The organism is Planomonospora sp. ID82291 (genome assembly GCF_015711645.1).
Lineage (GTDB): Bacteria > Actinomycetota > Actinomycetes > Streptosporangiales > Streptosporangiaceae > Planomonospora.
Genome location: NZ_JABTEX010000010.1, coordinates 73,139 through 94,062, shown reverse-complemented (window position 1 = coordinate 94,062; position 20,924 = coordinate 73,139). Strand labels below are relative to the sequence as shown.

Sequence of the window (20,924 nt, the reverse complement as noted above, 5' to 3'; positions counted from 1 at the left end):
AGTGAGCCCGACCCTCATGCACGCGAGCGACCCCGGCGACGAGCAGGTGGTGGGATACGTCGTGGTCGACGTCTCCCGGGCCGAAGACCGGTCGAGGTGGATGACGCCGCGCATGCACGCCACCGCCGAGCAGGCCGCCGAAGACCGGGTGTACTGGGACAGCGGGATCCGGGGTGGACGCCGGTTGGAGTTGCGGGTGGCCAAGCTCGTGCTCCTGGACGAGCCCGAGCCGTGAGGCCGTTCGCGGATTTCCCGCCGCCCGCGCCGATCGGCACCTGGCAGCGGGGCGGGGCGACGGTGACCGGGAAGGCGTGGGAGCGGTGCGGCCGTGTGCAGCTCGCTTACCAGTGCCGCCGGTGCTGGTGGTTCTACCGGATGAGCGTGCTGCCCGAGCACGTCGAGGTGTGGGTGGAGATCCCGCCGCGCTGGCATCTGGAGTTGTGTGATGGCGCATGAGGCATGGAAGGACCGGCGGTGAGTCCGGTCGGCGGGTTCCGGAGGGCCGCCGTCGCCCGCGCCGGACGTCGAGCCCGGTAAGCCCCCGCGGCTTTCAACGGCGACGGCCCCGCACCTCGTGAAGGGTGCGGGGCCGTCATCATGCTCAGGCTCGTCATTCACCGTCGTCAGAAGCGGGGAAGTCGAGCGTGGGCAGGCCGTACACGAGTTTGTACCGGTCGCCCGGGTACACCTCGACGCGCATCCCCAGGATCCGCTCCCCGGAGGTAAGCATCACCGCCTGCTCCAGGACCGGCGTGCCGGGCAGGATGTCGAGCAGCGCGCTCTCCTCCGGCGTGGGCATCCGCGCGATCGTCTCCGCGGTTCCCTCCACGGCGGGGACACCCGCATCGGCGAGCAGCAGCACGTCGGCCTCTTCTAGAGGCGTCGGAGACGTCAGTCCCGGCACGGCGTTCGTCACCGATCGGCACCAGTAGGTGTCACCGATGCTCCGGCCGACCACCCGCCGGCGGAACACGCCGGTCGCGTCGGGCTCTTGCGCCTGCAGCTGGACCGGCGTGGTGACGAGTTCCACCGTCACCCGCGCTCCGAACTCCCAGTTGACCATGTTGAGCCGTACCGGCCGGGCCTGCCGGTCATAGCTGCGCACGTACGCACCTTTCTTCGGTTCCACCGCTACCAGGCCCTCGCCGACCAGGTCGTTCATGGCGCGCTGCACCGTGTTGCGCGCGACCCCGTACCGATCCTGTAGCTGCTTCTCGCTCGGGAGCCACGCACCGGGGGGCAGCTCCTCCCCGCCGAGGATCGCCGCCCGCAACTCTTTGACGATCTTCTCGTAGGAGTGCCGCCCTTCGGCCATCACGTGTGCCCATCCCATCGCTGTCGGTGGTGTGCCGACACCCAGGGTGCCAGCACAAGTAGCCACCGGGATATCGGCTGTGACTATCAACGTCAACATCCCCCCCTTGTTCATCTACACCCATCAAGTTAACTTGTAGGGTGTAGATCGCCAAGAGGTGAACGAAAGGAGGGGAAGATGAGGACCCTGATCCCGCCGCGTAAGCCGTGCGAGATGTGCCAGGGCACAGGCAGAACCACCTACAGCGGGTTCTTCATCGACCGTTGCTGGTGCTGCTCCGGCAGAGGAAAGACCCGCGATTGGCACGGCGCGCAGCTCGCCGTGCTCCATGGCGCATCGCTGCTCGCCGCGGCGGCCGCCGGCGGCACGTTCGTCGCCTGGCGCAACGGCGACCTCGACCACCTCGCCCAGACGATGGCCACGTTCTTGGCGGTGACGCCGTGACGTACGTCGAGGTCGAGCAGCCGGAGAAGACCGTCGAGCACGACGACGTCGACGCCCCGGCCGAGCACGAGATCCCCACCGCGCCTACCGACACCCCCGACGAGCCGACCGACACCCCGGCTCGTGGCCGTTCGGCCGCCCGCACTGCGGACTTCACCCGCGACAAGCTCATCGGTGGCCTGTCGGTCGCGGCGATCGCCGTGGGTGGCCTCCACCAGGCGGCCGGGATCCCGGGGCTGATCGCGGGCGGCGCAGCGGTCACCGCGTCCGGCGCCGCCTACGTCGCCCACCGCTACCGCCGCACCGGGCGCGGCCGCGCCCGGCGGGAGGGCCGCACCTCGACGGCCAGCCCGTCGACGTCCGGCAGCCGCCGGAGCAAGGCGGCCAAGGGCTCCGGCGTCTTCCCGTCCCTCGGCCTGGGCGGCCGAGGCGGCGGGGGCAAGCGCCGCCGCGGCGGCCTGCCCTTCGGCGGCGGAGACGGCGGGGGCAAGCGGCCGAAGCGTTCCCGCCGCGACAAGAACCACGGCGGCGGTGATGGTACGGCCAGCACCCCGAAGGCCTCCCGGGCGTTCCTACGCGCCGCCCGCAAGCGCGGCGCGCAGGCCCTCGGCGCAGCCCTCACGACCGGCCGGTGGGCCGACGCCACCAGCAAGCGGCTGGCGCGGGCCCGCGCCCGGCTCGACGTGTGGCAGGTGGACCTGCTGCGCGCCCTGGTCGCGAAGGTCCGCCGCTGGTGGCGCCGGACCGACGCCCCCGACACCGCGGAGAAGAAGGCCGAAAGCCCCGAGGCCACGGAGACCACACCCGAGGCCGGGCCCGGCCCTGACGCCCCCGAGACCGCAGACAAGCCGCGCACCCGCCCGCTTCCCCGACAGCCCCGACACCGAGAAAGGACCACCACCATGAGCAGCGGAAACCCGCTCATCGTCGTCTCCGCCGAGCTGATCCCCGCCGCCGCCGGCTGGGCGACCGAGGACATGATGATCCTCGCCAGCGGCATGGACAACTTCGGGCAGTGGCCAGCCCACAACGCCACCGCCCTGCGCACCTTCACCACCCGCCTGGCCGAGGACTACCCCCTCCACCCGGTCATCATCGAGTCGCTTCACAAGCTGTGGGTCGCCCAGTCGAGCCTGATCCAGCCCGCGCAGGAGATCGGCGCGCTCCTGCGCCGCGTCCACGCCGGTGACATCGCCCGCCGCGAGAAGCCTCGCCGCCGCGAGGACAAGTGGAACGTCGTCTGACCTGCCCGCCCCACCGAGCACACCCTCAGCACGGATCTTGAAGGAGCACAGCACCGTGGCCACCGACACCCGCCAGCGCTCCCGCGCCGCCGCGCAGCGCGACGCGGTCATCCTCGGCCCGACCGCCCGCGCCACCCTGACCCTGGCCGCCGCCGCCGCGGTCGGGGACATGGTCGACCTGCCCGCCTACTGGGCCGCCGGTGGCGCCCTCGTCGGCGGCGTCGGCACCGCCCTGGGCGACGCCCGCGACGGCGCCGGGCCCGGCGCCCTGGTCTACCGGCTGTCCTGCTGGTGCGGCGGCGGAAGCTGGCTCACCTACGCCCTGCTGGACACCCCGTGGCGGCTCAACACCTGGGCCGCCCTCGGCGTCGGCGCCCTGGCCGCGAGCATCCTGTCACGCATCCCCGCCCGCGATGGAGAGCGCATCCGCGCCGCCACCACCAGCAGCGCGCTCGTCCTCGGCTCCAACGCCCGCCTCGCCCAGACCTGGGAGGCCCGGATCTTCCGCGTCGCCAACATGAAGGTCCGCATCGAGGAAGTCCGCCGGTGGGGCAACGGCGCCGGCTACAGCCTCCTGGTCGACCTGCCGTCCGGCGGCGCGACCCGGGACCGGCTGGCCGCCTCCGAGGCATCCCTCGCCTCGGACGCCAAGCTCCCAAACGGCTGCGGCGTCGAGATCACCAAGGGCCCCAACCGCGGGTCGGCGTGGATGCACGTCTCCACGGTCAACCTGCTGGGGGAGACCCTCGACTACCCGACCGACTACGAGCCGCGCTCGATCCTGGAGCCGACGTACCTGGGCGGGTTCCGCAACGGCGAGCCCACCCGGGTCCCGCTGCGCGAGCTCGCCGGCCTCATCACCGGCCAGCGCGGATCCGGCAAGACCTCCCTGCTGCACGCCCTGACCGCCGGGGTCGGCCTGTGCACCGACACGGTCGTGCTGCACGTCGACCTCAACGGCGGCGGCATGTCCCAGCCGTGGCTGGACGCATGGCTGGAGGACACAGTGGAGCGGCCCCCGCTCGGGTGGGCCGCGAGCAACCTCGATGAGGCGCTGCTCATGGCCAAGGCCATGCTCGCGATCGTCAAGGACCGCAAGAAGTCCACCCGGAAGATCAAGCGGGCCGCGAACGCGACCCTGCTGCCCGTCTCCGACCGCCTGCCGTACTACCTGATCATGGTGGACGAGTCAGCGGAGGCGATGAGCCCCACCTCGACCGATCCGCGTGTCGCCCAGCTGCGCGCGATGCTGGAGGAGATCCAGCGCATCGGCCGTAACGAGGCCTGCAACGTGATCTTCTCCGGTCTGCGCGCCACCTCCGACGTCGTCTCCCCCGCCGTCAAGAAGCAGTCGGGGTTCCGGGTCGGCATGTTCGTCCAGGACGAGGAGGAGCTGTCGTACCTCTTCGGCTGGAACAAGGGCATCAGCCTGGACGACCTGGACGGGCCCGGGTGCGGTTTCGTCCAGTTCGACAAGGACCGGCCCCGCCCCTTCAAGGCCGCGTTCCTGCGGCCCCTGCAGATCGGCGAGATCTCCCTGGTCATCTCCGAGCGGCGCGCGGACTTCGACCCGCGCGCCATCGCCGTGGCGCGCGCCGTCATCGGCGAGGAGTTCGACACCCGGTTCGACCGGATGCGCGAGGACTTCGCCGACCCCGAGGACGACGACGACATCGACCTGCCCTCCCTTCCGGCCGGGCCCACGCCCGGAGGAGCATCGCAGCACGCCTACGCGCTCGCCGGAGGCGTCACCGCGGCCTGGGGCGACCCCAGCGACATCCCGCCGGCGTTCACCGTGGCCATCCCCGCCGTTCCGGCGGCGCCCTCCTACGGCCACCTGCCCGAGCTCATCCAGCGGGCACTGGCCGTGTTCGACACCGCCCAGGACGACCGGATGCACTCGGAAGACCTGGCGGCCGCGCTCGGGTTCGCCTCCAAAACGGAGCTGGCAGCCGCGCTTGCGCCGTACGGCGTGAGCACCCGGCCGAACGCGTTCGAGCGCCACGGCCAGCGGCGGCGCGGCTACGACCGCGCCGACTTCCTCGCCACCGGGGACAGAACCACGATCACCGTCACGGAAAGTAACAGCGAAGAGAAGACGTTGGCGCTCGTCGGCGCCACCGAGAACCCCCACGACCCCCACGTGGGAGCCCCCCACGACCCCACGCCCCCCACGAACCCCCCTCACACCGGCCCTGAACAGGCAAATTAGCGGTTCTTGTGGGGGTGTGCGGGGGCCACAGACCCTCCGGGAACCCCGGGAAAACCACCCCGCACCCTCCTCCCTCCAGACCCCCGCACACCCCCACACCCGCACAGACCGCCGCCTCATGGAAGTGACTGAAAGTGACCGCTAAGACTCGCGAGTTGGACCGTGACCTCCTCGGTGACGTGCTGTTTCTCGGCATCGGCGCCGTCGTGCTGTGGGTGTCCTTCGACACGCTGACCCACCTGGCGGAGCTCGCCGGCTGGAGCACCGTGTGGGACCTGCCGAACGGGTGGAGGATCAAGATGGCGTGGGCGTTGCCCGTCGCCGTGGACTTCTACGCCATCGCCACCGCGCGAGCGTGGCTGATGCGCCGCTGGTGGATCAGCGAGGTCACCCGCGCGCACGCACGCTCCGGCGCCTGGTGGGCCATCGGCGGCAGCATCGCGTTGAACTCCGTCTCCCACGCGCTGACGATGCTGCGGTACCGCGCGGAGTCCTGGCACGGCGTGGCCCTGGCGGTACTGATCGGTGCGGTACCGCCCGTGGTACTGGCCGCCATCGCGCACCTGCGGGCCCTGCAGAACCAGGACCGGGCCGAGGCCACGGAGAGGGAGCGGGCCCGCGCCGAGCGGCTCGCCGAGCAGGCCGCCCGCCGTGCCGGTACCGGGGCTGGTACCGGCACGGCCAAGGCTGGTACCGGCCTTTCGGTACCGGCTCAGCCGCCAGTCCCGGTACCGGTCCCGGCGTCGGTACCGGAGGCTCCGGTACCGGCGTCTCCCCCGGCGGTCCCGGTATCGCAGCCGCCCGGCGGGACCGACCCCACACCCAAGCCCGCTCCGACCCCGGCTCCGGCTCTGCGGACCCGGCCGCGCCGTGAGCCGCAGGCACCGAACCCGGTGAAGGGAACGACCCTGCTCAGCGCCCAGGACCTGGAGTTCATCGAGAAGTACATGGCTGACCACCCGGGCGAGGTGCCGAAGAAGCGGGAGCTACTGGCCAGCGGCATGGGTGGTGGCCGGGCCGTGCGAGTCCGCGCCTTCATCGAACGGGAAGTCATCGGCGGTACCGGCGTCGGTACCGAGACGGCCGCCCCGGCGCCCGCGGACAGCGGTACCGACACCGAGGCCGGTACCGCCTCCCCCAGCTCCTCCCCGCGGCCCGGTACCGCCGAGGAGCCGCCCGCCGGTACCGCCGAGACCGGTTCCGGTACCGCCGGTACTGCCCCGGCCGGTACCGCCGATACCGAACCGGTCGGTACCGAGAGCCCCGAGACCTCCGAAGCCCCCGGTACCGAACTGGTCGGTGCCGGGACCGGTACCGCGATCAACGAGTAACCCACCGACCGGTACCGGGACCGCCCAGGAAGGACCGACCCGCTGATGTTCACCCACCGCACCCACGCCTCCGCCCGCACGGTGGCGCGGCCGCCCCTGCCCGCGCCCGACCGGCTCACCATCAACCGCCGAGCGCTCGCCATCGCCCTCGACAACCTCACCACCACCCGCGCCAACCGGCACCTGCACACCTTCGAGGTGGACCGCGCGCTGCCCTCCGACACCCAGGTGATCGCCGACTGGCTCGCCGAGGCGACCGACCGGAACGACTACGACGCCCGCCTGCAGGCGCTGGAAACGCGCCTGCGCCTGGGCGGCGTGGAGAAGACGACGGCGTACAAGGACCAGACCAAAACGGTCTTCACCAGCGGCCAAGCCCTGCTGCAGGAGGCCCGCACGATCTACGACTTGCTCACCACCTACGGCCTCGGCACCCCCTGACCGCGGGGCCGCGAACCGGCAGGGGCCGGGCACCTGCACCAGGTGCCCGGCCCCTGCCGCGTCTTCAGGCCACTTTCGACCGGGTCCGGACCCCACCGCGCTCCAGCGCCGCCCGCAGACGGCCCACGCTGCACCCCAGTTCCTCCGCGACCGCCCGCCCAGAGCCGGAGGCGCGCACCATCGCCACCAGCGCCCGCGGCCGCGGCAACGCCCGGATGCCCTCGCGCTCCAGCGCCCGCTTCACCCGCCACGGCGAACACCCCAGCTCAACCGCCAGGCCCCGGATCGACCCGGCCCGGTCGTAGGCCAGAGCGAGGTCCTCCCCGGCCGGGAGCGGCGCCCGCCCGTACCCCAGGCCGCGCAGCACCCGCCGGACGTGCCCCTCCGAGAACCCCATGAGGATCGCGATCGCCGGCGCGGTCCACCCGTCTTCGGCGAGCCGGGCGGCCGCCTGCCGGTCGAACCGGGCCTTGCCCGCCCGGACGCACCCGCCCTTACGCAGCGGCACCCCGGCCTCGGTCACAATGTTGCGGATCGTCTGCGCCGCCACCTGGTGGCGGGCCAGCAGCGACCGAAGCGACTCGCCCGCGACGTAGGCGGCCACGATCTCCTGCCGGGTCTGGTCCGGGATGCGGCGGCCACCGCGCCCGCGGGCCCGCAACGGCACACCCGCCCCCACGAGCGCCTCGTGGATGGTGGTGTGGGACCAGCCGAGCCGCTGGCCGATCTGCCGGACGCTGAGGCCGTCTTCGAGGTACAGGCGGGTGGCGGCGGCGACGTCCACGGCCCGCCGCCCGGGGGTGGTATCGGGGTTCACGAGCCGGGAGGATGACAGGTCGCGGCGTTAACGTCTCCTGGCGGGACGCAAGCGCCTGAGCCGGTTACCGTGCCCCGCCATGGCACGCACCCGCATCAACTCCGGTCTGTCCCGCAAGCTCACCGCCCTGGTCGCCCGCCGCGTCCAGGACGTCGCCGACGACGTCGCCGAGGCCGCTCGTGCAGGCGCTCCCCCGGCCAAGCAATGGATCACCGACACCGACGAGAAGGTCCGCCCCTCCCACGCCGAAGCGCACGGGCAGCTCGTCCCCGGCAACGTCGACTACCGGCTCCCGGCGATGGTCTACCTCCGCAAGGGCCGCGACCCGGGCGGTGACGCGATCAACGAGGCGGGCGGATGGAAGATCCTGCCCGGCCGGTGGGATGTGGCCGACCGGCCTCGCGACACCCGGCTCCCGATCCACCAGTCCCGCAACTGTCGATGCCAGTCGGTCGAGGTGCCCGGCGCGGTCGCCGCCGGCATCCACGCGGGCCGGGCCCGACCGGCGGGCAAGAGCATCACCGCGGTCGTGTCCGCCGCCTTCCCGAGAGTCGCCGAGTCGGAGTACGGCGAGCGCGGGGGCGGCTGGCTCGCCGAAGCCGCCCGGCAGGCCGCCGCCCGGCACAAGGCGAGGCGACGTTAACGCCCCCGTCCGGCAGGATGCCCGCCGACAACCTCGTCCTGACCTTGGAGGAGCACCTGATGGCCGAGCAGTACGTGTCTTTCATCCTGGCCCACCCGCTGCGCACCGTCGACGCCGTCGAGCTGGGCCTGCCTGAGCGGGTCTACCAGCAGGGCGAGAAGGTCACCTTGATGAAGCGGGAGGCGATGCGGCTGGTCGGTGCCGGGTTCGTCCTGGGTGCCGACCCCGCCGACCGCGACAGCGTCCGCGCCGCGCTCGTCCCGGTGAAGAACAACCCCAAGCCCGCCGTTCAGCAGGGCAAGAGCGAGTAGCTGCCGTGGGGTTCCTCGTTGACGCCGACCCGGTCCCGGCCGCCCTCGCTCACCTGACCGCCAGCACCCGTCTGGCGGCCGAGCTGGGCGGCGCGGGGCGGGTCGGCGCCGAGCACATCCCGCCCTACCCGCGGCTGCGAGTGCAGACGATCCCGGGCGGCAGCGACGACCTCCTGACCGGAGAGTCGACCGTCCTGCTACGCCTGGAGGCGCTCGACAGCCTGGAGGCCCCGGTCGGGACGTTCCGGCTCCGCCGCATCCTATATGCCGCCCTGACGGAGCTCGCGGACCTGCCTGCCGTACCGGCGGGGGAGGGCGAGGTGGTCATCACGAACGTGGAGGCCCAGGGCGTGGGGCCGGTGGCGGAGGCAGACGGCCGGTCCCGCTACCTCGCGACGGCCGTCATCTCCTGCCACGCCGGGTGAGGCCTCACAGCAGTCCGAGCTGCTCGCCCGCTCCCCCCGCCGTGGCGATCTCCACCGCCAGCGCCATCGACCGGCGCAACCGGCGGCACGCCTTGCACTCCCGGTGGTCCGGCCGGTCCTTCCTCGTGGCGAGGTTGGTCCCGACCAGCTCGTGCCCGCGGATGCACTCCTCCTTGCGGGCGTTGACGGCGGTAGGGGAGCCGGAGCGCAGGTTGTTCTCCTCCGGCGTCCGGGCCAGCCAGTGACCGGGGTTGCCGCACCGCCGGTGCGGACAGCTGACCTTCAGGCGGCAGTAGTCCGGGTGGTGGCACAGGTGGTCGACCTCCCACCCAGGCGGGATCGGTCCGTGGACGAGCGGATACACCACCAGGTGCAGCAGCTTCGTCTTCCCGCCGACCGAGATGATCGGGTAGCCCTTGTTGTTGGTGGGGCCGCTGGTCGGCCAGCACGGGCCGAGTTCGGGCGCGTGCTCGGGAACGGGCCCGGCCATGTCCACCCGCTTGAGCCAGCGCGCACCCAGGCCGGGGACGGCCAGGGGAGGCCAGGCGAGGACGGTCATGGGGTCGATGGTCGCTCAATCGGGCCGATCTTTCCAGCGGACAGGACGCTACCCTCCCCTGGGCCACCCTCTAGATGATCTTGTCACACGTGTGACAAGATCATCCGAAACACCCTCCAGACGCCCCGCAACCTCGATATGCTGGGCCCGAAACCAGTGATGAGGTTCAGCGAAAGGCCGTCGCTCACCGAAGCGGCGGCCTTTCGGCTTGCCGGCCCCGCTCGCCCGTTAATCGGCCGCGGCACAGCAATATCTCTAGGATGTCCCCCGTGAGCCCTCGGCGCCCTCACGCGGGAGGCTCACCTCATCACTGGAGGAACACATGCACGTCTATCGCCGCTCATCAAGGTGGGCCCGGTGAGTCAATCGTCCGCCCCCGTCCAGCTCAACCGGGAAGAGGTCGAACAGCAGCTCGCCGGCCTCTGGAACCTGCTCACCCCCGAGGACCGCGAACTGCTCCAGGTGATCGCGGCCGCGGTCAAGGCCAACGGCGAACCGATCAGGATCACCATCGGCAACCTCAAGGGCGGAGTCAACAAGACCACCACCGCCGTCTTCCTGGCCCTGCTCCTCGCCTTCACCGGCGAGAACGTGCTCCTGGTCGACGGCGACGCCACCAACAACTCCTGCCTGCTGTGGAAGCTCGGCGCAGGCGAGAACTGGCCGGTCAACCTCCAGGTCATGCCCTGGGGCACCCCGGACCTGGCCAAGCGCATCAAGGCCATGGAAGGCCAGTTCAAGCATCTCGTCGTGGACACCGGCCCCCAGCACAAGGGGGTCCTGGAATCCGCGCTGTACGTCACCGACACCCTGCTGATCCCCACGCAGGCCACCCCCATGGACACCTCCCAGCTTGACGAGACCTTCGCCCTGGCCGAGAAGATCGACGCCATCAAGGAACTCGCCACGGTCGTCATGTTCGCCCGCGCGAAGAAGCCCGGCGGCAAGGACACCCACCTCACCAGGAACTCCTACGCGCGGGTCGAGAAGAAGGGGTACCCCGTCCTCTCCAAGCCCCTGTACGACTCGGGCGTCTACGCCGAGGCGTTCCCGGTCTTCCCGACCGACTGGGTCCAGTACCCGTCGCTCCTGGCCGAGTTGGTCGCCTTCGCCCTGGACCTGGACGAAGTACCTACCGTTGGAAAGAAGTAGCAGGGGATGAGCCAAGAACAGACCGAACGCAGGCCCCCGTCCCGTAAGCGCACCAACCGGGGAGGCAGTCACGCAGGCGAGGCGTTCGACGCGCTGGACCGGGCGAAGCAGCAGTTCGCCGGACTCGCCATAGGAGACGGGCTCACCGGGGGAGCCGAACCGGGTGCCTTGCCTGATGTGGCTCTCCTTCAGGGGACCGTGGTCAGCAAGCCACAGCCCGCGTTCGACGTGCCGTCCGGCCCGCAGTATCAGCCGGCACCGGAGAACGCCAGCCCGAGTGAGCAGCTCGCTCACTACGAGCGGATCATCGGCGGCGCCAACGAGGTGCGGGAGGCCGCCCGCAGCAGGGTCGAACGCTACTGGGCGCAGACGGCCGGCCGGTCGCTCCTGGAGATCCGCGACGGGAAGCTGTACGAGGAGTACGGCAACTACAAGTCGTTCATGGAGTACGTCGAGGATCGGTGGCAGATCAGCCGCCAGCACGCCTACCGGGCGATGCAGGCCGTCCCGGTGCATCTGGCGCTACCGGAGGTGGACCGCCTGTCGTTCCGTCAGATCGAGATCCTCGCCCGCCTCGGAGCGGCGGCCGTGATCCGGCAGGTGTGGGAGAAGGCCGAGGCGAACAACGACACCTCCCCCGCGGGGTTGAAGGCGGTCGTGGCCGAGCTGGAGGTTCAGCTCAACCCGGCCGAGGAGCGGCCACAGCTGGAGCCGTCCAAGCCGAAGGCGGACCCGCTCCAGGTGGTGGAGAAGGCGCTGGAGGACCTGCCGACGCTGCGGCGGATCACCATGGAGGCCCCGGAGCGGGCGCGCGCGCTGGCGCAGAAGTTCCGGGCGGCCGCCGAGGAGATCGAGGCGGACCTCTCCGGAGACGGATGATCTTGTCACACGTGTGACAAGATCATTAAGGGCCTGGCTGTGCGCCGGGCCCTTTTCCGTTTTGTCGGTACGGCGACGCACACTCGACTTCATGAGCGCCCCCACCGTCCGTACCGGCCAGCCGCCCGCCCGCGTTCCCGTCCCGGCCTCCACCGACATCGACTTCATCGGGGAGCGCGTCATCGTCTTGACCCGGCACGGAGCATGGCGCCAGGACCTGCGTGCCGTTTCCGGCGTCCACGCTGGCGAGCGCGGCCGCCCACAGGTCCGGCTCGTCCCCGAAGCCGAGTGGTACCTCCTCGCCACCACCGGCCGATTCTCGGACGGCACCACGCACAGCAAGATCGAGGTCCACCCCGCCGAGCGGGTGTGGGTCGAGGTACTTCAGCCGGACGCGAGAGACGCCTCGATCCTGATGTAGTCCACGGCCGGGTCGTAGTCGCTCTTGCGCAGGTCGGCCTTCACGACCGTCCACGCCCGACCGGAACCGGCCTCCACCGCCTGGTCCCCGGCCGCGACCGGCCACCACGACGGATCCGCCGCGAGCACCCACAGGCCCGGCCCCGTCGCCGGGTCACCGTCCACGCCGGGGCGGCGCACGATCCGGCCCGGCGCCCATGCCCCGGCCGCGCCGAGCACGCCGGCCACCCGGGTGCCGTGCGCGTCCACCCCGGCCGTGCGGCGGCGCAGCCCGAGCGTGAGGTTGGCGCCGATCACAGCCACGCGGCACCGGTCTCGATCGGGTGCGGGGCCCGGCCGGGCGCCTGGTACACGGTGTGCGCCACCCACGCGTCCAGGTCGGCCAGGGTCGGAGGCGCCCCCGCGACCCCCGACCCTGCCGCGACCTGCCCGGTCTCGTAGTCGACGCCCTGGCCCTCGACGTTCACCCGGGTGATGATGCGGGTGCCCTTGGCCTGGGCGATCCGCCGGACGACCGGGTTCGCCGCCGCGGCCGCGGTGACGAATCGGCGCAGCACCCGCCCGTACCGGCGATCGGTCTCCGGGTCCAGTCCGGCCCGGTAGACGATCGTGTAGGAGCCCGTCGCCTCCCGGGTCACCGGGTGGAGTTCGGCGGTGGCCGAGAGGACCTCGATGACCGGGTCGTGGTCGAGCAGCCAGCCGCCGCGCCCGTCCGGTACGGCGCCGCGCTGGGTGAAGGTCTCCGGCAGCGGGGAGCGGCCCAGATGGGCGGCGGCCTCATCGAGCGCGTCCTCGATCGCCTCTTCGATCGCGGCCCGGTCGTCGGCCTCCAGCGGGGCCGGCACGCCCGCGCGGAGGGCGACCTTCTCCGGTGTCACCAGATCCACCCAGCACTCCCTACCGGTCGAATGATGCCGAAGGGGACGCGGAGTGTCCGGGTCCCCACCTGCGAACCCTCCGCGTCCCCTTGGTCGTCCGCGCGGCCTCACGCGGGCACTGCCTGGTCGTGGCCGGGGTCACCCCCCAGAGATCCCGGCCACGCCGCCCCGCCCGGGTAAGGCCGCGCGAGTCTTTACGCGTCCTGGGCGTCCTGGGCGTCCTGGGCGGCGCGGATGGCCTCCAGGTCGGCCCGGACCTTCGCGGCGTGGTCGCGGGCGAGCGTGGAGCCCGCGGCGCGGAACAGCTGCTCGGACGGGGCGGTGGTGCCGGGCAGGTAGAACAGCTTCACCAGCGGCCGCGCCACGGTCACGTAGGAGAACTGGGCGCCCGGGTCGATGAACAGCTCCTCGGGGCGGGCCTGCTCCGGCGCCTGGCCGGGCGGGTTGTCGCCCCACAGCAGGTCGACGAACTCGCTGCCCGGGGTGGCGAGCATGCGGATCTGCGGGGCAGGGCCGGGGTCCGGCGCCGGGCGGGCGGGTGCGGCGGGCGGGGTGAGGGGCGCGGCCTGGGTAGGCTGCGCCGCCGGGGTCACCGGGGCCGGGGCCTGCTCGGTGGGCTCGGGCTGCTCACCGGTCGCCGGAGTCGTCTCGGCGGGCGCAGCCTGCTCGCCGCTGGTGCTGCGTGTCTTCCGGGTAGCCGTCACCGCTGCCGTCCTCTCTCGCCCGGGTGCTGTTGCGCGGCAGACTCAAGCACAGTCCGGGCTTTACGTCGCGTCGGCCGCAGTCCCCGCGGCCGCGGCTGCTTTCGCCTTGCGGGCCGGGGCGTTGACCACGGTCCACACGTATTGCGGAGTGGTGCCCTGGTCAGCAGCGATCTCGATGAGCTTCATGCCCTCGCGGCGGAGCGCGCGCATCCGCTCGTGGTCGTACTTGCGGCGCGGGCCGCGGCTGCGCGGGTCCAGTCCGGCCTCGCGGACAACTTTCGTGATCGTGGCCGAACTGGTGCGGGCCCGCTCGATGATGTGCGCGCACGAGCGGCCCTGCCGCCACAGGGCGAGGATCTTGCGGCGCTTGGCCGGGCTGATCCGCGAGGCGCGCGGATCGCGGCTGGTCCGCATCGTGACGCCCGCCTGGCGCAGCAGCACGTGCACCCGGCTGCGGGAGTAGCCGGTCTTCTCCGCGATCTGCTCCAGCGTCTTGCCGTCCTCGTACAGGCGGGCGGCCGCGGCCGCGTCGAACGGCGGCCGCGGCCGGGCCCGCACGGCTACGGCCGGGGGCAGCGGCGCGTTCTTGCGGGGGCGGCCGGGCTGACGCAGCGGCACCCCCGCGTTCAGCAGGGCGGCGCGGGCGCACCCGTAGCTGACGCCGAAGTGGGCGGCGAGCTGGCGGATGGGCACGCCCTGCTGGTAGAGGACAGCGGCACGGGACCGGGTTTCCGGAGGGAGGGTCGTCATGGCGCCGGACCGTAGCAACATCCGGCCTTAACGTCTTTTCACCGTCTGGCCTGCGGAAACCACTACGGGCCGGGCAGGCTTACCCCTCGCCCGGCTCGGGCGCTGGCTGACCGGCCGGGAGACCGACCGGGCCGTCGAGCTCGTCGGCGTAGCCGATCCTCACCCGGCGGGCGAACAGGGTCACGGTGACCTCGGTGGCCTGCAGACCGGCCTTGACCGTGATGTCGGAGTTCTTGGGCAGGTAGACGGGCTGACCGTCGATCACGATCCGCGACGGGATGCTCAACGTCGCCCCGCCTGTCCGGTCCTGCGGCGGCGCGACGGCGGGGTGCTCGTAGATGTCGATGCTGACCGCGTGCTCCGGCGGCAGGACCTTGGACCGCACCGGGTGGTGGCTGAACATCGGCGTCACCGTGCAGTGGTCCTCAGCGGCCGGTGCCGTCTTCGGCTCGGCCGCATCAGGCTCCGGAAGGTCCTCAAGGGTGGTGTCGCTCATCAGCGGGGCTCCGTCCTACGAGATGGGTCAGGAGACGGCGGTGGCGCCCCCAGGGCCCGGGGACGCCGGCCGGTCAGTCGTGCTCGTTGCTGATCTCGGTCAGCGGCAGCTCGGGCAGCCCGGCGACGACGTCGGGGTGGAAGACCTCTTCGATGTGCATGAGCGGCTTGCCCTGGGCGAAGATCACGTAGGAGCGCCACACGCTCGGCACGTCACGCTCGTATCCCCAGTGGTGTCGACGCATCCCGCGGTCAACGAGCTCCCGCCGCTGCTCGACCCGCTGGTTGTTGAGGAAGTACCCGATAGGGATGTCCGGGCCGGTGGTCAGCTCGGCGACAAGGGGGTGCGCCGGGTTCATGACCACCTTGTTGGAGGAGATCGGCGCCCGGTTCCCCCGGATCAGCTCCGAGCGGCGCAGGATCACGGCGCTGTCGGGGCTGAGGGCCATCCGGCTCTGCAACTCCGGCGACAGCACGGCCGTCGCCGACCGCTGGGCCTGGAGGAGCACCCGCACCCCGAGCGGCTCATCCAGCAAGCCGGCCAGGAGCGCGGTCGTTGAGCCGTCATGGCGGAGCAGGATGCGGCTGAACGCCTGCGGGGTGAGTGAAAGCATGCGGCCTCCGATCGTGGAGTGGGAGAGCGTCGGGACTCAGTCCTGGGCGGTCGCGTGCCCGGCGGCCAGCAGCGCCGCGCCGAGGTCCTGGCCGCCACCGACCGGGGTGAGGGTGGCCAGGTAGCGGCCGTAGCGTTCCTTGCGGTCCCGGGAGGTCTTCAGCAGGAAGCCGGGGCCGTGCTCGGCCACCCAGGCGCGGGTGAAGTCCGCGGCCGCCGCGCCCTCCGGCGTGCCGAGTTCGGGCGCGTACACGCCCACCAGGCGGGCGCGGACCTTCACCGTGATGGCGAACCCGAGGTCGGCCATCAGGTCGAGGGTGTCGCCGTCCACGACCTTGGCGACCGTGGCGGCGTACACGTACAGGTCCGGCGCGGCCGGCGCGGTGGCCTTGGGCTTGATGCAGCGGCACCGGCCGGTGTGGACGTGACCGGCTCCCCCGGCGGGATCACCTGCCGGGGGAGTCGGCGCTACCTGCTCGTCGCTCACGCGGCGACGTACGGGGTGAAGGTGCCGTAGACGAACGACTCGGGTCTGTCACATGCAAGGCCAATGCGCTCAGTCGCCTTGATCGTTACGGTTCCCTCGATGAAGTTCTGGCCGTGCTCAGTGCTCGCCTGAACCACCACGGTCTCCCGGTCGAACAGCTTGGCGCCGTAGCCCCAGGAGCCGAGCAGGAACTTGCCCTGGACCATGACCGGGGTGTCGATGACCGCCAGGCGCCACACGCGCTTCTCGGCGCCGATCGCCACGGAGACGGCGACGCGGTAGCCGCCCTGCTTGTCCTCCTCCAGCTCGATGTCCTCGAAATCGAGCGGGTGCATCACGACGCCGGAGGGGTCGTAGTAGCTGAGGATGGCGCGGGTCAGGGCGCGGCGGATCTGCGCGGTCTTCTTGTCGGAGGCCAGGCCGGTGTACAGCTGCACGCCCGGCGTCTGGGTGATGCCGAGGAGGTTCTCCCCGACGCCGTTGCCGAAGAGGATCTGCTCGTCCTCCTTGAGCTTCACGCCGTCGATCAGGTCCCGCTCCAGGATGCCGCGCAGCCGGGACTCGTCGGCCAGCGTGTTCTTGTGGACCGTCTCGTAGTGGCCGATCTCGCTGATGGGGCGGGTGTACGGCTCGAACTGGATCTGCGACCGCTGCAGGCGGCCCCAGGTGTCGGTCGGGCCTCCGGTGGGCGCCGAGGTGCCGTCCGCGGCCCTGCGCTCGGGGACCATGCCCGCGTTGTTGACGAACCCGGTCTGCCGCACACCGGAGATCAGGTTGCTGGTGGTGGACTCGGCCGGGAAGAGGTCCCGCACCCGGTTGGGGCGGCGCTGCCGCTCCGAGATGCCCATGCTCTCGGTGGTGCCGAACGCCGGAACGGTGTGCGTGCCGCCGGAGAGGGTGAACAGGTCCTTGGCCTCGAAGGAGTAGAGGCCCTGGTCGATGGTGACGATGCCGCGCGGCTCCCGGAAGTCGTTGGCCTTCATCGTCTGGTAGGCCTCGGACTCGAAGAACGCCTGCGACAGGCTCTTGCGCTCCAGGCCGCGCTGCCGGTCGGCGGCCATCATGCCCGCGACCGGCGTGGAGGACGGCTCAGCGAGGTAGCTGAGGACGCCGGCGGCCTTCTCCTCGGTGACGAGCAGCGCCTGGATCTGCTCGGCGCGGTCCACGCTCTTGAGGTAGTCGGCGTGCATCTCCTTGGACAGGACGAAGTGGCCGCGGCCGGTCTCGTCCTTCATCGCGTTCTGGATGCGGGTGATGTTGTCGGCTTCGGTCTTCAGGGCGCTCTTGAGTTCCCTGATCCGTGCGTTCTCCTTGGTGGCAGTCATCTGCCGTACCCCCCGGTTTGGCTGACATCGGTGTGCGTTTCGGTGTGATCCGCGCCCGGTCAGCACCGGGACAGCCCCTGATCAAGGCAGCAAGGTAGGCAAAAGCCGTCTTAACGTCGCGGCGTCCGACGTAAGGTGATCAAGCTCGGGGGTGGAACGATCTACTGGAGGACCTGTGACGTCTCGTCGTCTCGCCGTGCCCGCGGCCGCTCTCGCGGTGGCGGCCGCCCTTGCCGCCGTCCCTCCCGCCGCCCACGCCAGCACCACCGCGGCCGCGGCCGCGCAGGAGGTTGTGGCGCCGAAGCTGCTGAAGTTCGGGCAGTCCGTCCGCATCGCAGGCGACCAGGGGAACCCGCTGCGGATCGCGCCGGTCGGCGTCTACTACCACCGGCCGGCCTCGCCCCACTTCGCCAAGCCGCGGAGCAAGTGGTTCGTGGCGATCGCGTTGAAGGTGACGGCCCTGTCGAAGGCGGACCGGGTGCCGCCGCCGATCAGCGGCAGCCAGTGGCGCGTCAAGACCGGCGGGCGGACGTTCACGGTCTTCTCCGGCAACGCCTCCAGCGCCCCGTGGGTGGGGCGCACGGACGGCCAGGAGGTCACGGTCCACCCGGGCAGCGCCGAGGTCATCTACTACTCGTTCGACCTGCCGAAGACGGGCGGCGTGCTGGAGTGGTCGACGCCGCGCGGTGTGACCCGTTGGCAGATCCCCGCGACCAAGTACGGCAAGGCGGCCGTGATCCGGCCGCTCCTGGACGCCATCGCTGACTACGAGGGCCGGTAGGTCGAGCCGGGAGCCTGCCACAGCACGCGTGCCACCCGGTCGGCGCCCGCGTTGCCGCGCGGCCGCGATGGGCACGACCAGCCGCTCCGGGGCGGCCGTACCGCGACAGGCTCCCACCCGGCCGCGCGCAGCGACGCGCCGTTCTCGTCGCCGCGCGTGTAGGTGATCATCCGCGTGTAGCCGAGCGCCTTGGCCGCCCGCCACGCCGCCCCATACAGAAGCGAACACGCGTTCGATGTTCCGTCGGTGGCGACCCGGGTCACCTCCAGGGCCCGCCCGGTGTCGAAATGCCGGGCGACTGGACGGCCGACGATCGCCACCCCCACCAGCCGGAACGGAGAGTTGATCAGCTCCCCGTCCGGTGAATCGAACTGATCAACCGCGGCGCCGATGGAGAACTTGTGGCCCGGCGGGGCGCGGTGGTGGCGGTGGTGGCCGTCAACGAACGCGCACGCCTGAGCGAAGGTGACCGGCACCAGCCGAAGCGTGCCCCTCACACGACTCCCACGGACTCGAGGATCGCCCGCCCGGCGGCCAGGTCCGCGACGGTGAGCATCTTGAGTTCGGTCGGCAGCGCGGACGGGGCGGTGGAGTCCGGCAGGATGGTCGGCTCGGGCGGCATCTCCGGCGGCTGACGGCGGGCCGGGTCATGCTCGCGCGGGTCGTCCCAGCCGCCCGCCTCCTTCATGATCTCGGTGAGAATGTCGACGGCCTGGCGCATCCTCTTGAGGTTGCGGTCCGACAGGACCCGCCCGGCCTTCGTCTGCCAGCCGGGGGCGTGCTTGGCCTCCAGGCCCTCCAGCTCCTCCGTACCGTCCAGGTCGTCCAGGAAGGGCGCAGCGGGGCCGCTGGGCGGTTCCTCGCCGGCGGCCGGCCCGGTGAGGGGGAAGTCCTCGTGGTCGTCCTCGACGGCCAGGGTGATCGTCCCGAACTCCACCGGAGTGACCGGCACCGGTGCCGGGAGCGCCTCGCCGGGCTGCAGGTAGGTGAGCGTCATGTGCGGGGCGAACCCGTGGTCGACGGCGTACCAGATGCCCGCCTCATCGAGCGCCTCCACGACTTTCTGCCGGAGCTCGACCAGGCCCGGCACGTCGACGGGCGCCCACGCGGGGATGCCGTCCTCGCTCTCGGGGAAGACGCCGATGCCGCCGATGGTCCCGGCGAGCGGCCCGGCCTGGGCGGCGACCTTCTCCACCGCCAGAGCGGCCTCGGCCAGCATGTCCTCGTCCACGCCCTGCCCGAGGTAGGCGAGCGTCACGTGCAGCTCGGCCGCGGGCAGACCTCCGTCGACGGCCACGGCCTCGGCGACGGGGGCGGGGACGGTGAGCGACACCATCGCCCGCGGCTCCTCCACGCTCCCCGGCGCGGCCGCCTCGGCGTCGTCGTAGCCGTCGAGCAGGTCGTCCCACGGCGTGCCACCGGCCGTACGGGGCAGGCCGGACTTCACGCTGAGGGTCATGGTCTGGGAGGCGGCGCCGAACAAGACGGGGGAGAACTCATACAGGTCGAGGTCGTAGATGCGGCGCACCCCGGTCTTGGGGTCTCGGCGGGCGCCGCCGTCCGGCACCGAGTAGCCGATCGACCATTCCTGCTCGTTGGACTCGCTGTAGAAGGCGACGCGCTCGTACGCCTCACCGCCCGCCTTGGTCTTGAGGTTGAAGCGCGCCCGCACGAACAGGGCGCCCGCCCCGGCCGGCCACGGGTGGCCGTCCTTGGTCTCCTTGGGCAGGCGCGGATCCCCCGGGAGCCATTCCTCGACCACCTCGGCCCGCGATACCCACGCCGTCGTGTCGTGGGAGAACACGCCCTTGGGCTTGCGCAGGGCCAGGGTGCGGGAGAACGCGCCCGGCATGATCACATCACCGACGTTGTCCTCCACGCCCGTGATGGCCACCAGGCACGTCACCGTGCCCTTGGGCGCGTCCGCCAGGGCTGCCCCTGGCGAGACCGCCACCGACTTGCGTTCGAGCTTCACCGTCATCCTGGGCCCCCTCCCGGCCGTACGTCGGGAGGGGAGGATGCCGGGTTCGGGCGTTAACGTCGCCCGGCGCCCGGCGCCCGGGTCAGGCGTAGGTGAAGGCGTTCGCCTTGGTCGCGGCTCCGGCGTCGGTGGTCACCGCCACGGCGGTCGCGCCCGCCGCACGGGCCGGGGTCCGGCAGGTGAGCGTGGTCTCGTTGATCACGGTCACGCTGGTGGCGGCCGTCCCGCCGAACGTCACCGTGCTGCCGGGCGTGAAGTTCGTGCCGCGCACGGTCACCAGGGTGTTGCCCGCGGCCGCGCCGGTCGCCGGGGCGACGTCGGTCACGGTGGCGTCAGGAAAGCAGGCGTCCAGCTGCGACTGCCGGATCAGCGCACCGGAGGGGAAGCGCAGCTTGCGCTTGCCCTCGGGGAAGGTCGTGCCGTCCAGCCGCTCCCCCTCGTACAGGTTCTCCCCGACCCGGACGATCGGGTCGGTGACCGGTACGGCGGTGACCTTCGCGGCCGCGGCCGTCTTGGTGAGCTGGGTGCCGTTGGCGGCGTACAGAGTCATGCGTTCCCCCTGGTCGGTCGCGGGGGTGGCCGGTGGCCCGGCCGGGATGACGATCACGATCGGCCGGACCCACAGCACCAGCAGGAGCAGGAGCACCGCGCCGAGCGTGACGCCGATCAGGAAACCGACCCGCCACCAGACCCCCGAGTTCATGGACCGGGAGGATG

At 71.7% G+C, this 20,924-nt stretch carries 28 protein-coding genes; 14 read left to right on the top strand and 14 right to left on the bottom strand.

Going from position 1 to position 20,924, the window contains the following annotated elements; all coding sequences use genetic code 11:
* The first annotated feature begins 1 nt into the window (after nucleotide 1).
* Both HS045_RS33210 and HS045_RS33205 read left to right on the top strand, forming a co-directional pair.
* Nucleotides 2-235: a hypothetical protein gene (locus tag HS045_RS33210; RefSeq protein WP_196455598.1), complete on the top strand. Its 234-nt coding sequence runs from the start codon at nucleotides 2-4 to the stop codon at nucleotides 233-235.
* Complete coding sequence (locus HS045_RS33205) at nucleotides 232-456, top strand: hypothetical protein (RefSeq protein WP_196455597.1); 225 nt, start codon at nucleotides 232-234, stop codon at nucleotides 454-456. The genes HS045_RS33210 and HS045_RS33205 overlap by 4 nt, the downstream gene beginning before the upstream one ends.
* Nucleotides 457-610: 154 nt before the next feature.
* Here HS045_RS33205 and HS045_RS33200 read toward each other — a convergent pair whose 3' ends face one another.
* A complete protein-coding gene (locus tag HS045_RS33200; RefSeq protein ID WP_196455596.1) occupies nucleotides 611-1,333 on the bottom strand; it encodes a GntR family transcriptional regulator in 723 nt (240 codons plus the stop codon).
* Nucleotides 1,334-1,492: 159 nt separating this feature from the next.
* On the opposite strand from HS045_RS33200, the gene HS045_RS33195 reads away from it, so the two are divergent.
* From HS045_RS33195 to HS045_RS33175, 5 genes are all read left to right on the top strand, one after another.
* Nucleotides 1,493-1,759, top strand: coding sequence for a hypothetical protein (locus HS045_RS33195; protein WP_196455595.1), 267 nt, complete (start codon nucleotides 1,493-1,495; stop codon nucleotides 1,757-1,759).
* Nucleotides 1,756-3,003: a hypothetical protein gene (locus tag HS045_RS33190; protein ID WP_196455594.1), complete on the top strand. Its 1,248-nt coding sequence runs from the start codon at nucleotides 1,756-1,758 to the stop codon at nucleotides 3,001-3,003. The genes HS045_RS33195 and HS045_RS33190 overlap by 4 nt, the downstream gene beginning before the upstream one ends.
* Before the next feature lie 55 nt (nucleotides 3,004-3,058).
* Nucleotides 3,059-5,215 (top strand): hypothetical protein, encoded by a 2,157-nt coding sequence (locus HS045_RS33185; protein WP_196455593.1) that lies wholly within the window; start codon nucleotides 3,059-3,061, stop codon nucleotides 5,213-5,215.
* Between the two features lie 155 nt (nucleotides 5,216-5,370).
* The gene (locus HS045_RS33180; RefSeq protein ID WP_196455592.1) at nucleotides 5,371-6,546 is read left to right on the top strand and encodes a hypothetical protein; all 1,176 of its coding nucleotides are present in this window, start codon (nucleotides 5,371-5,373) and stop codon (nucleotides 6,544-6,546) included.
* Nucleotides 6,547-6,591: 45 nt separating this feature from the next.
* The gene (locus tag HS045_RS33175; RefSeq protein WP_196455591.1) at nucleotides 6,592-6,987 is read left to right on the top strand and encodes a hypothetical protein; all 396 of its coding nucleotides are present in this window, start codon (nucleotides 6,592-6,594) and stop codon (nucleotides 6,985-6,987) included.
* Between the two features lie 64 nt (nucleotides 6,988-7,051).
* On the opposite strand, the gene HS045_RS33170 is transcribed toward HS045_RS33175, so the two are convergent.
* Nucleotides 7,052-7,804 (bottom strand): helix-turn-helix domain-containing protein, encoded by a 753-nt coding sequence (locus tag HS045_RS33170; protein ID WP_196455590.1) that lies wholly within the window; start codon nucleotides 7,802-7,804, stop codon nucleotides 7,052-7,054.
* Nucleotides 7,805-7,883: 79 nt separating this feature from the next.
* Here HS045_RS33170 and HS045_RS33165 point away from each other — a divergent pair, with 79 nt between their 5' ends.
* From HS045_RS33165 to HS045_RS33155, 3 genes are read left to right on the top strand one after another with little or no spacing between them, the layout of a single operon-like run.
* Nucleotides 7,884-8,447, top strand: coding sequence for a hypothetical protein (locus HS045_RS33165; protein WP_196455589.1), 564 nt, complete (start codon nucleotides 7,884-7,886; stop codon nucleotides 8,445-8,447).
* Between the two features lie 17 nt (nucleotides 8,448-8,464).
* Nucleotides 8,465-8,758, top strand: coding sequence for a hypothetical protein (locus HS045_RS33160; RefSeq protein WP_196455588.1), 294 nt, complete (start codon nucleotides 8,465-8,467; stop codon nucleotides 8,756-8,758).
* A gap of 5 nt (nucleotides 8,759-8,763) precedes the next feature.
* Nucleotides 8,764-9,183, top strand: a complete 420-nt coding sequence (locus HS045_RS33155; RefSeq protein ID WP_196455587.1) for a hypothetical protein — start codon at nucleotides 8,764-8,766, stop codon at nucleotides 9,181-9,183.
* Nucleotides 9,184-9,187: 4 nt separating this feature from the next.
* Here HS045_RS33155 and HS045_RS33150 read toward each other — a convergent pair whose 3' ends face one another.
* Nucleotides 9,188-9,742, bottom strand: coding sequence for an HNH endonuclease (locus tag HS045_RS33150; RefSeq protein ID WP_196455586.1), 555 nt, complete (start codon nucleotides 9,740-9,742; stop codon nucleotides 9,188-9,190).
* A gap of 357 nt (nucleotides 9,743-10,099) precedes the next feature.
* Here HS045_RS33150 and HS045_RS33145 point away from each other — a divergent pair, with 357 nt between their 5' ends.
* The 3 genes from HS045_RS33145 to HS045_RS33135 all read left to right on the top strand — a co-directional run bounded on the left by HS045_RS33145 (nucleotide 10,100) and on the right by HS045_RS33135 (nucleotide 12,194).
* A complete protein-coding gene (locus HS045_RS33145) occupies nucleotides 10,100-10,894 on the top strand; it encodes an AAA family ATPase (protein ID WP_196455585.1) in 795 nt (264 codons plus the stop codon).
* Between the two features lie 6 nt (nucleotides 10,895-10,900).
* Nucleotides 10,901-11,773, top strand: coding sequence for a hypothetical protein (locus tag HS045_RS33140; RefSeq protein ID WP_196455584.1), 873 nt, complete (start codon nucleotides 10,901-10,903; stop codon nucleotides 11,771-11,773).
* A 91-nt stretch (nucleotides 11,774-11,864) separates the two neighbouring features.
* A complete protein-coding gene (locus tag HS045_RS33135) occupies nucleotides 11,865-12,194 on the top strand; it encodes a hypothetical protein (RefSeq protein WP_196455583.1) in 330 nt (109 codons plus the stop codon).
* Here HS045_RS33135 and HS045_RS33130 read toward each other — a convergent pair.
* The 8 genes from HS045_RS33130 to HS045_RS33095 form a co-directional block, all read right to left on the bottom strand.
* Nucleotides 12,158-12,496 carry a hypothetical protein gene (locus tag HS045_RS33130; protein WP_196455582.1) on the bottom strand — a complete coding sequence of 113 codons (339 nt, stop codon included), beginning with the start codon at nucleotides 12,494-12,496 and terminating at the stop codon, nucleotides 12,158-12,160. The two genes, HS045_RS33135 and HS045_RS33130, sit on opposite strands and share 37 nt — an antisense overlap.
* A complete protein-coding gene (locus HS045_RS33125) occupies nucleotides 12,487-13,080 on the bottom strand; it encodes a hypothetical protein (protein ID WP_196455581.1) in 594 nt (197 codons plus the stop codon). Before HS045_RS33125 ends, HS045_RS33130 begins: the two co-directional genes overlap by 10 nt.
* 185 nt (nucleotides 13,081-13,265) lie before the next feature.
* Nucleotides 13,266-13,775 (bottom strand): hypothetical protein, encoded by a 510-nt coding sequence (locus HS045_RS33120; RefSeq protein ID WP_196455580.1) that lies wholly within the window; start codon nucleotides 13,773-13,775, stop codon nucleotides 13,266-13,268.
* Between the two features lie 60 nt (nucleotides 13,776-13,835).
* Complete coding sequence (locus HS045_RS33115) at nucleotides 13,836-14,525, bottom strand: helix-turn-helix domain-containing protein (RefSeq protein WP_196455579.1); 690 nt, start codon at nucleotides 14,523-14,525, stop codon at nucleotides 13,836-13,838.
* A gap of 79 nt (nucleotides 14,526-14,604) precedes the next feature.
* Entirely contained in the window at nucleotides 14,605-15,021 is a 417-nt protein-coding gene (locus tag HS045_RS33110; protein ID WP_196455578.1) for a hypothetical protein, read from the bottom strand.
* A 73-nt stretch (nucleotides 15,022-15,094) separates the two neighbouring features.
* The gene (locus HS045_RS33105) at nucleotides 15,095-15,634 is read right to left on the bottom strand and encodes a chorismate pyruvate-lyase family protein (RefSeq protein ID WP_196455577.1); all 540 of its coding nucleotides are present in this window, start codon (nucleotides 15,632-15,634) and stop codon (nucleotides 15,095-15,097) included.
* Nucleotides 15,635-15,670: 36 nt separating this feature from the next.
* Nucleotides 15,671-16,120: a thermonuclease family protein gene (locus tag HS045_RS36350; RefSeq protein WP_196455576.1), complete on the bottom strand. Its 450-nt coding sequence runs from the start codon at nucleotides 16,118-16,120 to the stop codon at nucleotides 15,671-15,673.
* Nucleotides 16,117-17,445 carry a phage major capsid protein gene (locus HS045_RS33095; protein ID WP_196455575.1) on the bottom strand — a complete coding sequence of 443 codons (1,329 nt, stop codon included), beginning with the start codon at nucleotides 17,443-17,445 and terminating at the stop codon, nucleotides 16,117-16,119. Before HS045_RS33095 ends, HS045_RS36350 begins: the two co-directional genes overlap by 4 nt.
* Before the next feature lie 175 nt (nucleotides 17,446-17,620).
* Between HS045_RS33095 and HS045_RS33090 the strand changes: the two genes are divergently transcribed.
* Nucleotides 17,621-18,226, top strand: a complete 606-nt coding sequence (locus HS045_RS33090) for a hypothetical protein (RefSeq protein ID WP_196455574.1) — start codon at nucleotides 17,621-17,623, stop codon at nucleotides 18,224-18,226.
* Here the strand turns inward: HS045_RS33090 and HS045_RS33085 are convergent.
* The 3 genes from HS045_RS33085 to HS045_RS33075 form a co-directional block, all read right to left on the bottom strand.
* Nucleotides 18,211-18,723: an XF1762 family protein gene (locus HS045_RS33085; RefSeq protein ID WP_196455573.1), complete on the bottom strand. Its 513-nt coding sequence runs from the start codon at nucleotides 18,721-18,723 to the stop codon at nucleotides 18,211-18,213. The two genes, HS045_RS33090 and HS045_RS33085, sit on opposite strands and share 16 nt — an antisense overlap.
* The gene (locus HS045_RS33080; RefSeq protein WP_196455572.1) at nucleotides 18,720-20,207 is read right to left on the bottom strand and encodes a 2'-5' RNA ligase family protein; all 1,488 of its coding nucleotides are present in this window, start codon (nucleotides 20,205-20,207) and stop codon (nucleotides 18,720-18,722) included. Before HS045_RS33080 ends, HS045_RS33085 begins: the two co-directional genes overlap by 4 nt.
* A gap of 82 nt (nucleotides 20,208-20,289) precedes the next feature.
* On the bottom strand, nucleotides 20,290-20,910 hold the full coding sequence (locus tag HS045_RS33075) for an IPT/TIG domain-containing protein (RefSeq protein ID WP_196455571.1): 621 nt from the start codon (nucleotides 20,908-20,910) through the stop codon (nucleotides 20,290-20,292).
* Nucleotides 20,911-20,924: the final 14 nt, after the last annotated feature.

Coding starts and splice junctions, on each gene's coding strand:
- HS045_RS33200 (WP_196455596.1), bottom strand. CDS start 1,333: ATGGGATGGGCACACGTGATGGCCGAAGGGCGGCACTCCTACGAGAAG.
- HS045_RS33195 (WP_196455595.1), top strand. CDS start 1,493: ATGAGGACCCTGATCCCGCCGCGTAAGCCGTGCGAGATGTGCCAGGGC.
- HS045_RS33175 (WP_196455591.1), top strand. CDS start 6,592: ATGTTCACCCACCGCACCCACGCCTCCGCCCGCACGGTGGCGCGGCCG.
- HS045_RS33165 (WP_196455589.1), top strand. CDS start 7,884: ATGGCACGCACCCGCATCAACTCCGGTCTGTCCCGCAAGCTCACCGCC.
- HS045_RS33160 (WP_196455588.1), top strand. CDS start 8,465: ATGCCCGCCGACAACCTCGTCCTGACCTTGGAGGAGCACCTGATGGCC.
- HS045_RS33150 (WP_196455586.1), bottom strand. CDS start 9,742: ATGACCGTCCTCGCCTGGCCTCCCCTGGCCGTCCCCGGCCTGGGTGCG.
- HS045_RS33140 (WP_196455584.1), top strand. CDS start 10,901: ATGAGCCAAGAACAGACCGAACGCAGGCCCCCGTCCCGTAAGCGCACC.
- HS045_RS33135 (WP_196455583.1), top strand. CDS start 11,865: ATGAGCGCCCCCACCGTCCGTACCGGCCAGCCGCCCGCCCGCGTTCCC.
- HS045_RS33115 (WP_196455579.1), bottom strand. CDS start 14,525: ATGACGACCCTCCCTCCGGAAACCCGGTCCCGTGCCGCTGTCCTCTAC.
- HS045_RS33110 (WP_196455578.1), bottom strand. CDS start 15,021: ATGAGCGACACCACCCTTGAGGACCTTCCGGAGCCTGATGCGGCCGAG.
- HS045_RS33105 (WP_196455577.1), bottom strand. CDS start 15,634: ATGCTTTCACTCACCCCGCAGGCGTTCAGCCGCATCCTGCTCCGCCAT.
- HS045_RS33095 (WP_196455575.1), bottom strand. CDS start 17,445: ATGACTGCCACCAAGGAGAACGCACGGATCAGGGAACTCAAGAGCGCC.
- HS045_RS33080 (WP_196455572.1), bottom strand. CDS start 20,207: ATGACGGTGAAGCTCGAACGCAAGTCGGTGGCGGTCTCGCCAGGGGCA.
- HS045_RS33075 (WP_196455571.1), bottom strand. CDS start 20,910: ATGAACTCGGGGGTCTGGTGGCGGGTCGGTTTCCTGATCGGCGTCACG.